The sequence below is a fragment of the Brachyspira innocens ATCC 29796 genome (assembly GCF_000384655.1).
GTDB lineage: Bacteria > Spirochaetota > Brachyspiria > Brachyspirales > Brachyspiraceae > Brachyspira > Brachyspira innocens.
On record NZ_ARQI01000053.1, the window covers coordinates 1 to 8722 of the forward strand.

The window sequence follows — 8722 nt, forward strand, 5'->3', positions numbered from 1 at the left end:
TATCTATGATTTTTATTAATCCTAGACTTTTAAATAACTCTATATCTTTTGTTATATTTCCATCCCAAAATAAAGCTATTTCTGTACTTCTCATTTTTCTGCATAACTGCATAATAACCTCCTTATTTCTATGATGCTAATTTATCAGATTTGATTTCAAACTTCTGCATTTCTAGTTCTATAATATTTAAGTTCTTTAATCTGCTTGTAAGTCTGCCTTTGATTTCTTCAATATTATCTTTCCTTGTTTTTATATTTAAGCTATTCATTAAGTTGCTATAACTTTTATTTGATGTAAGTATCACTGTTTTTTCTAATGCTCTTATTTTATCAAATAATTTATAATAGCCTTCAGCAGCATAATGAAAACCTACGCTGTCAATATCATCTATCATAATAATATCTGCAAATTTTATATTATCTATTTTGGCATCTATACTTGATTTCAAGTCTCTGTCCTGAGCATTTTTATTGAATAAGTTTTTATGCATATCTTCAAAAATAGATGCTCTCATATACAATGCTTTAATGTTATTAATAGCATATATCTGCCATAATATTTTAAGCATTGTAGTTTTACCTGTTCCGCTTTCTCCTTCGATATACAGTGAGTTCATACTTCCTAATTCTAAATATTTTTTTATACTGCTTACTAGCTTTTGATTATTAAACCTTTCTGCAAAAATATTTAATGTCATATCATTGTCTAATTTATTAAATACATTATTGTATCTTTTTATTATTATTTCTAAGTCCTCTATTTTTCTTTCTATCTTACTTTTTTCATCACTTACACAATAACAAACAATAGGAACTAGATTCTTTTTATTAGTACCTATAACAAATCCAAACTCATCGCATTTTGTGCAGTGAGGGTCTTTGCCTTCTCTTGCCGTTTTTTTCAATTCTTCCAAATGTTTTTTATAGCTAAGAAGGCAATAACTGCTATCCGCAATTTGCAATTTTAGCATACGCTTCATGAATATTTCCTCCTTTTTCCAATTCATTTAATAAAGCATTTAATTTATCAAGTCCTCGAGGTATTGAGTATTTTTTGTTTTCTTTATCTGTTTTATTTTCTTCAAAAAAATATTTTTTAGCATCATCTATTTTTTTATCTTCTGCTTTTTGTAGATTTCCTTTCAATGCTAATCCTACTAAGTTTTGAAATTTTATACTGTCTCTTTTATTTTCTGCTAATCTTAAAAAATATTCTTTAGCAATTATTAAAGCATCATCTATATTGTCCGTAGTTCTTTTTCTATAATGCTCTAATAAATACTCTTTATATTTTGTATTTTTTCTGAAATCTAATTTAAACCCTAAAACCTCTTCATGCACATTAAAATATTTATCCCAGAATTTTTTAAAATCATCAGCTTCTTTTTTCTCTTCTTCTGTTTTTTCTTTTTTTATTAATTTTCTAGGCTGTAAAGGTTCTGTGTTTACATCTTCATTAAACAAGCTAGGCTCATCATATTTCTGTTCAACAGGTGCATCCATATTGCGTATTGCTCTGTCTTCTTCAACAAGCATCTCTATTGCTTTTTTTAATCCTGCAAAATTATATACTGTCCCTGTTCCTCTAAAAATATTATCTTTATAAATATATCTGGTTGAAAAAGTTAAGTAACCTTTTGCATACAGACTTTGTCTTTGTCTGTAATAATGCTGAGCCATCGGATTGATTTCTTTGTCTCTGATTTCTTTTTCTTTTCTCCAGCTAAGGCTCATTACAGCAATTATAAACTCAAACTCGCTTGCAGTAAGTCCTAATCTTTTTCTGTAATAAATTAATGTATTCGGTATAGAGGTAAAACCTCTATCAAGCATAGCATCGCCATACGTTGATATTAAGTATTCGCTTTTTACTTCTGGTGTTTCTGTAGTCATAGCACTGCTCCGCATAAATATTTTTTTGATTTGTTTTCAAATGATTTAAATAAATTTGTATTGTATTGATTTGTTATTTTTTTAACTGATGGATAGTTAAAAGATATGCTCAGATTTATATTAAAAAAGTTGTAAAAAAACTTTTTATTTGCTTTTATTTTCGATATTTTTAAAAATTGATTTTGTTTAAAATCTAGTATGTTTTTTACGCATACTAGATTTTTTATTGTGTCGATTTTTATTATGAACGAAGATTTTGAAACCTGTACCGCTTTCCATATTCTTTTGAAATTCGTTAAAATAATAATTTTTTTCGTTTTTTTGTAAAAAAAATCAGCAAATATTTTTAAAATTACGTATTAAATATTGAGTATAATAATAATTTTTAATAGTAAGGGTAAAAAATGTTTGATATAATCGCATCGCATCGCATCGCATCGCATCGCATCGCATCATTATATAATTTTTTTATCCTTAATAAAAAAACAATATCCCAATTTTTCATTAATTACTTAGGCTTATTATCTTATAGGCTTTTTTGCCATTGCAAAAATAAATATAAGTTAATATAAAAATTATAATCTTTTAAGGAGAAAGAAAAATGATTAAAAAGGTTTTATTAATCGCAGCAGCTTTAATACTAGCCATAAGCTGTTCAAAAAACAACCCTACAACCCCAACCAATAATGGTGATACAGGAATAGGAAATACTGGAGGAGGCAGCATTATAGAAGAAGGAACAGGCACTTCAAGTCCAACAACAATAGCAGATTTTCTAAAAAAACATGAAGGAAGGTATTATATACAATATGATAAAGCTATTAATCCACAAGAAATAATTGAAAATGGCAAAATATACGATATCTCTTCATCTGAAGAAGGTGTAGAGATAACAGGTCAAATGACTTTACTTGACAATAAACTCCAGATAGAAACAATCAATTATATAGAACCAATGAATAAAATTATTTATCTATATACTTTTGAAAATAATGGAATAACTAAATCTACAAAAGATATATATATGAAAGAACCTACATCATCCACATCTGGTTATAAACAATTAGCTAAAGTTAATGGATTAGAAAAGTATGCAGGAAGCTATTATAATTATTATTACGGAACTCAAAATTCTATGCCTGAAAAAAGTATTAATTTCATTATAGATAATAACGGATATATATATACTCAAATTCCTGAAGGGGTTCAAGTACAGATAAAAAATATAGCATTAAATGGTGATAACCTAGTTATGGAAATGAGCCAAATAATTACTGAAAATGCTCAAAGTTATACATATAATGTTGAGCTATCAATGATATTTAAAGATAGTTATATGATTGAAAATTATCAAAAACTAGATGGAGAATATCAGAATATTGATGATTTAAAAAAATCTGATTTATTAACTCCATACATTGGAACTTACAACTCTACTGACGGAAGTAATATTACTTTAATGATAACATCATATAGAGCTACGCTAATAATAGGAGGATACGGATATACTAGCGGAATATTATTAGGCAATACATTGACTACCACAATAGGTTCGGATGCAAATAATTATAAAGACTATGTCATAGTATTCAGCGATGACAAACAAACGGCTACTTATACAGATCCTGATACTCAGCAAAAAATTACATTAACTAAACAAGGTGCTTGATTGTAATTAATAAAAATTAAGCCTGTTCATAAAATATTATGAGCAGGCTTTTTTATTTAATTAAAACTTACTTACAACTTTTGTAATTACATTTTATACCAAACAATTATAAAAAATTATTTAGTGTAAATCTTTCCTCCATGACGTTCTTTTATTTTATTCACAGTTTCGCTCATCATATTAACAGACTCCATAATATCTTCAAAAGTATCTGGTTTTATTGACTGAGCCCCATCGCATAAAGCATGTTCAGGATCATTATGTACTTCTATAATCATACCATCAGCACCAGCAGCAAGAGCAGCTAAAGTAAGAGGAAGTGCCATCCAAGCCTTACCGCTGGCATGTGAAGGATCTCCTATTACAGGCAAATGGCTCATTCTTTTTATCATAGGTATAGCAGAAACATCGAAAGTATTTCTAGTATAAGTTTCAAAAGTTCTTATACCTCTTTCGCATAATACTACATTGCTGTTTCCTTTATCAAGTATATATTCTGCACTCATAAGCCATTCTTCCATAGTGTTGGCAAGTCCTCTTTTTAAAAGTATAGGTTTATTTAATTTACCTACTTCTTTTAAAAGCTCGAAGTTCTGCATGTTTCTTGCCCCAATTTGTATCATATCAACAGTATTTTCAAAATCTTCTAAATGTCTTATTGATACTATCTCGCTTACTATAGGTATGCCCACTTCTTCTTTTGCAAGTTTTAATATTTTAAGTCCGTCAAGTGCTAATCCTTGGAAAGCATAAGGCGAAGTTCTAGGTTTGAAAGCCCCTCCCCTAAGTATTGAAGCTCCTGCAGCTTTTACGCTTTTAGCAATATTAATAACCTGTTCCTCACTTTCAACTGAGCAAGGACCAGCTATTATAACAGGTTTAGCTCCTCCTATTTTTACTCCGCTTACATCAACAATAGTGTCTTCTTTTTTGAAAGCTCTGTTTGCTCTTTTGAAAGGTTCTTGTACTTTTAAAACTCTGGCAACACCGGGTAAAGTAGCCATTAATTCTCTATCAACTTTTGAAGTATCCCCTACTATACCTATAACAGTACAGTCAACCCCTACTATCTTATTAGTGCCTAGTCCCGCAGATATAAGTCTTTCTGTTATATTGTTTATATATTCTTCTTTAGCATTTGGTTTCATTACGATTATCATATTAGTCAATCTCCTAAATTTAAAATATTATATATTAGATGTTTTCAGTTTATTATCATACTGGTATTAAAAAAATTTAATTTTATATATATTGGTTTGTGAAAAAAATAGAATATACTGGCGCCTTAAACGCCAAAAAAGCTAAAGAAAAATGTAAAGCAAAAAGAATTACTTATGATATTTGAAATAATTTTACCTTTCATAGTAAAATATTATATATAAAAATTAATAAAAGTCAAGTAGAATATGTACAATTAATACATTAAAAAATAAATAATCATAAATTAAATAAATTCATTGATTTTATTGTAAAATATTATAGAATAGGTAAAAATATATCTAAAATAATTTTTTAAGGCGGTATGTTATGAAATTAAATAAATATATGGTTTCACCATCAGTACCAAAAGAATTGGAGCCACTTATAGAAATTACTAAAAACTTTTGGTGGTGCTGGAATCAAAAAGCAGTAACTTTATTAAGAACAATAGATATTGATAATTGGGATAAAAGAGATCATAATCCAATAAGAGTACTTGGAGAATCTTTGCAGGAACGCTTTGACGCTATGCTTCAGGACGATGCTGCTATGATGAGTTTAGCAGAAGTTTATGATGAGTTTAAAACATACATGAAACAGGAAACTTGGTATGATAGTTTAAGCGAAGATCAAAAAGCTCCTAATGAAAAAATAGCTTATTTTTCTTTTGAATATGGTTTGCATGAATCTTTGCCTAACTATTCAGGCGGTCTTGGTATATTATCAGGAGATCACTTAAAATCTGCTAGTGATTTGGGACTTCCTTTAGTTGCTATGGGACTATTATATAGAAAAGGTTATTTCAGACAATATTTAAATGCTGATGGCTGGCAGCAGGAATATGATATAGAAAATGATTTCTTTAACTTAGCTTTAGAAAAAGTTTTAGATAAAAACGGCGAAACTATGAAGGTGGATGTAGATTTACCAGGAAGAAAAGTTTATGCTCAAATATGGAAAGCAAATGTAGGAAGAATAGAACTTTACTATTTGGATGCTAACATAGAAGAAAACAGTGTTGAAGACAGAGATATTACAGCTCAGCTTTACGGCGGCAACTTAGAAACTAGAATACAGCAGGAAATACTTCTTGGTATAGGCGGTGTTAAGGCTTTGGATAAATTAGGAATTAAACCTACAATATACCATATGAATGAAGGACACAGTGCTTTTCTTTCTTTAGAGAGAATAAGACAATTAATGGAAAATAATCATTTAGATAAAAACACAGCAAGAGAAGTTGTATATAGCTCAAATATATTTACAACTCATACTCCTGTACCTGCTGGTAATGATATATTCCCTATAGATATGGTTCAGAAATATTTTTATGAATATGTTAAACATATAGATATGAGTATGGACGAGTTTATAAGACTTGGAAGAATCAATCCAGATGACCAAAAAGAAAGTTTCTGTATGACTGTTCTTGCTCTTAATTTATCAGCTGAAAATAACGGAGTAAGCGAACTTCATGGACATGTATCAAGAAACATGTGGAAAGATATATGGAAAGGTGTTCCAGTTAATGAACTTCCTATAGATTCTATTACTAATGGAATTCATACTTTAAGCTGGATATCTTTTGATATGCAGAACCTTCTTGACAGATATTTAGGACCTCGCTGGAGAACTAAACCTCTTGAATATGAAATATGGGAAAGAGTTCAGAAAATACCTGATGCAGAGCTTTGGAGAACTCATGAAAGAAGAAAAGAAAGACTTATTGATTTCTGCCGTGAAAGATTAAAAGCTCAGATTACAAACAGAGGATTCACCAAAAAAGAAATAGAACATGCTGAACAAATACTTTCTCCAGAAGCTTTAACAATAGGCTTTGCGAGAAGATTTGCTACATATAAAAGAGGTACTTTGCTATTTAAAGACTTAGAAAGATTAAAAAATATTATCAATAATTCTGAAAGACCAGTACAGATAATATTTGCAGGTAAAGCCCACCCGCATGATAACGGCGGTAAGGAATTAATAAGAAATATTGCTGAAATTTGCAGAAGAGAAGATTTCAGAGATCATATAGTATTTATAGAAGACTATGATATTAATGTAGCCAGATACATGGTTCAGGGTGTAGATGTATGGCTTAATAATCCTAGAAGACCTTTAGAAGCAAGCGGTACAAGCGGTATGAAAGTTCCGCCAAACGGAGGATTGAACTTCAGCGTATTAGATGGTTGGTGGGATGAGGCTTATGACGGACAAAATGGTTGGGCTATCGGTAACAGAGAAGAGTATACCGATTTGGAATATCAAGATGAAGTTGAAAGTAAAGCTCTTTATAATGTATTAGAAAATGAAATTATACCTCTATTCTATGAAAGAGGAAGAGATGATATACCTAGACAATGGGTTGCTGCTATGAAATGGAGCATGCAGACTGTTTGTCCAGTATTTTCTACTAATAGAATGGTTGCTGATTACTTTAATAAATTCTATAATAATGCAAGCAAAAGATATTTTAATATGACAGAAAATGAATTTGCTAAAGCGAAAGAGTTAAAATCTTGGAAACAGGATATATTCTCTAAATGGTCTAAAGTATCATTTGAAAATACTATATCCGAAATGCCTTCAAGAAACTTAAAAGTAGGAAGCAAATTTGAAGTAAAAACTATAGTTAATTTGGGCAATATAGCTCCTGATTCTGTAAGAGTAGAACTTTACTATGGTAAATTAAGCATGAAAGAAGATATATTAGAGCCTGTTACAGTTGAGATGAAACATTCTGCTGATTTAGGAAACGGCAGACATTCATTCTCTGGAACTTTGGAATGCATAAACAGCGGTCAAAGCGGTTATGCTATAAGAATGTATCCATATCATAAAGATTTGAGCTACAAATTTGATATGAAGTTAATAATATGGGGTTAATACTTAAAGGGTAACTTATATAAAATTGGGCTTAGACTTGAAAGTTTAAGCCCTTTTTATTACTAAAAATTAATAAAATACAATAAACAAAAATGTTTGGGAATATATATTATGATAGCTGTTTTTGTGAATATGATGGCCGTGTTAATAGGCTCTCTTGTAGGACTTATATTTAAAAATAAACTCTCAAAAAAATATGAATCTCCTGTATTTATAGCTGCAGGTATAATATCGCTTACTATAGGTATAAGTATGGCAATAACTACAAAGCATATATTAATATTTGCCATATCAATAATGCTTGGAGGAATTACAGGTACATTTTTTAAAATAGAAGAAAAGATTGAATATTTCGGAGAGTTTTTAAAAAATAAATTCACACTCAAAGAAAATTCAGGCAATTTTGCTTTAGGTTTTTTAACTTCATCAATACTTTTCTGCTCTGGTTCTATGTCAATATTAGGGTCATTTCAGGCAGGCACGCAGGGAGTATATGACTTGATATTTACGAAAAGTGTTATAGACGGATTTGTTGCTATATTTATGTCTACTGTTTATGGAGTGGGAGTAACATTTTCTATCATAAGCATTTTCATTTATCAAGGAACTTTAACTATACTTTCATCATTCTTAGAGCCTTATGTATCTGAAACTATGCTTATAGAAGTTTCAGCAGTTGGAGGAGCTACGGTTATGATGATAGGAATAAATTTATTAAAAATGGCTAAAATAAAAACTGGAGATTTTCTTCCAGCTTTAGTTTTTGCTGTGTTACTAGTACTACTTATACCATATGTGAATTTTTTATAAAAAACTTGTAAAATTAGTAAAAATGTATTATACTAATAAAGGTATGTTCTTTGACATATTTGAGTATAAAGAGTATAATTTTTGTAAAGTTCATAATATATTTTTTATGTTTTTATAGATCGACGACTGTAAAGTTAATTTACATGTTGATTTGTTAATTTCATATAAATGCTAAAAAGATATATATGAAGAAAGATAATAAAAATTAAGTGTTTGTCAATAGATATTACATAAAATTTACGTTATATTTACAGATTGATG

Annotated in this window: 6 protein-coding genes; 3 read left to right on the forward strand and 3 right to left on the reverse strand. The window is 29.3% G+C overall.

All coding sequences use genetic code 11. The features are described from left to right. Positions 1–128 precede the first annotated feature (128 nt). Positions 129–980 carry a DnaA ATPase domain-containing protein gene (locus tag F811_RS0101065; protein ID WP_020003457.1) on the reverse strand — a complete coding sequence of 284 codons (852 nt, stop codon included), beginning with the start codon at positions 978–980 and terminating at the stop codon, positions 129–131. Then, positions 946–1893 carry a hypothetical protein gene (locus F811_RS0101070; protein WP_020003458.1) on the reverse strand — a complete coding sequence of 316 codons (948 nt, stop codon included), beginning with the start codon at positions 1891–1893 and terminating at the stop codon, positions 946–948. Before F811_RS0101070 ends, F811_RS0101065 begins: the two co-directional genes overlap by 35 nt. 601 nt (positions 1894–2494) lie before the next feature. Here F811_RS0101070 and F811_RS0101075 point away from each other — a divergent pair. Continuing rightward, on the forward strand, positions 2495–3562 hold the full coding sequence (locus tag F811_RS0101075) for a hypothetical protein (RefSeq protein ID WP_020003459.1): 1068 nt from the start codon (positions 2495–2497) through the stop codon (positions 3560–3562). Between the two features lie 116 nt (positions 3563–3678). Here F811_RS0101075 and aroF read toward each other — a convergent pair whose 3' ends face one another. Then, positions 3679–4722 carry a 3-deoxy-7-phosphoheptulonate synthase gene (gene aroF, locus F811_RS0101080; protein WP_020003460.1) on the reverse strand — a complete coding sequence of 348 codons (1044 nt, stop codon included), beginning with the start codon at positions 4720–4722 and terminating at the stop codon, positions 3679–3681. 367 nt (positions 4723–5089) lie between these two features. Between aroF and glgP the strand changes: the two genes are divergently transcribed. Then, the gene (gene glgP / locus F811_RS0101085; RefSeq protein ID WP_020003461.1) at positions 5090–7651 is read left to right on the forward strand and encodes an alpha-glucan family phosphorylase; all 2562 of its coding nucleotides are present in this window, start codon (positions 5090–5092) and stop codon (positions 7649–7651) included. 111 nt (positions 7652–7762) lie between these two features. Beyond that, positions 7763–8461: a DUF554 domain-containing protein gene (locus F811_RS0101090; protein WP_020003462.1), complete on the forward strand. Its 699-nt coding sequence runs from the start codon at positions 7763–7765 to the stop codon at positions 8459–8461. Positions 8462–8722: the final 261 nt, after the last annotated feature.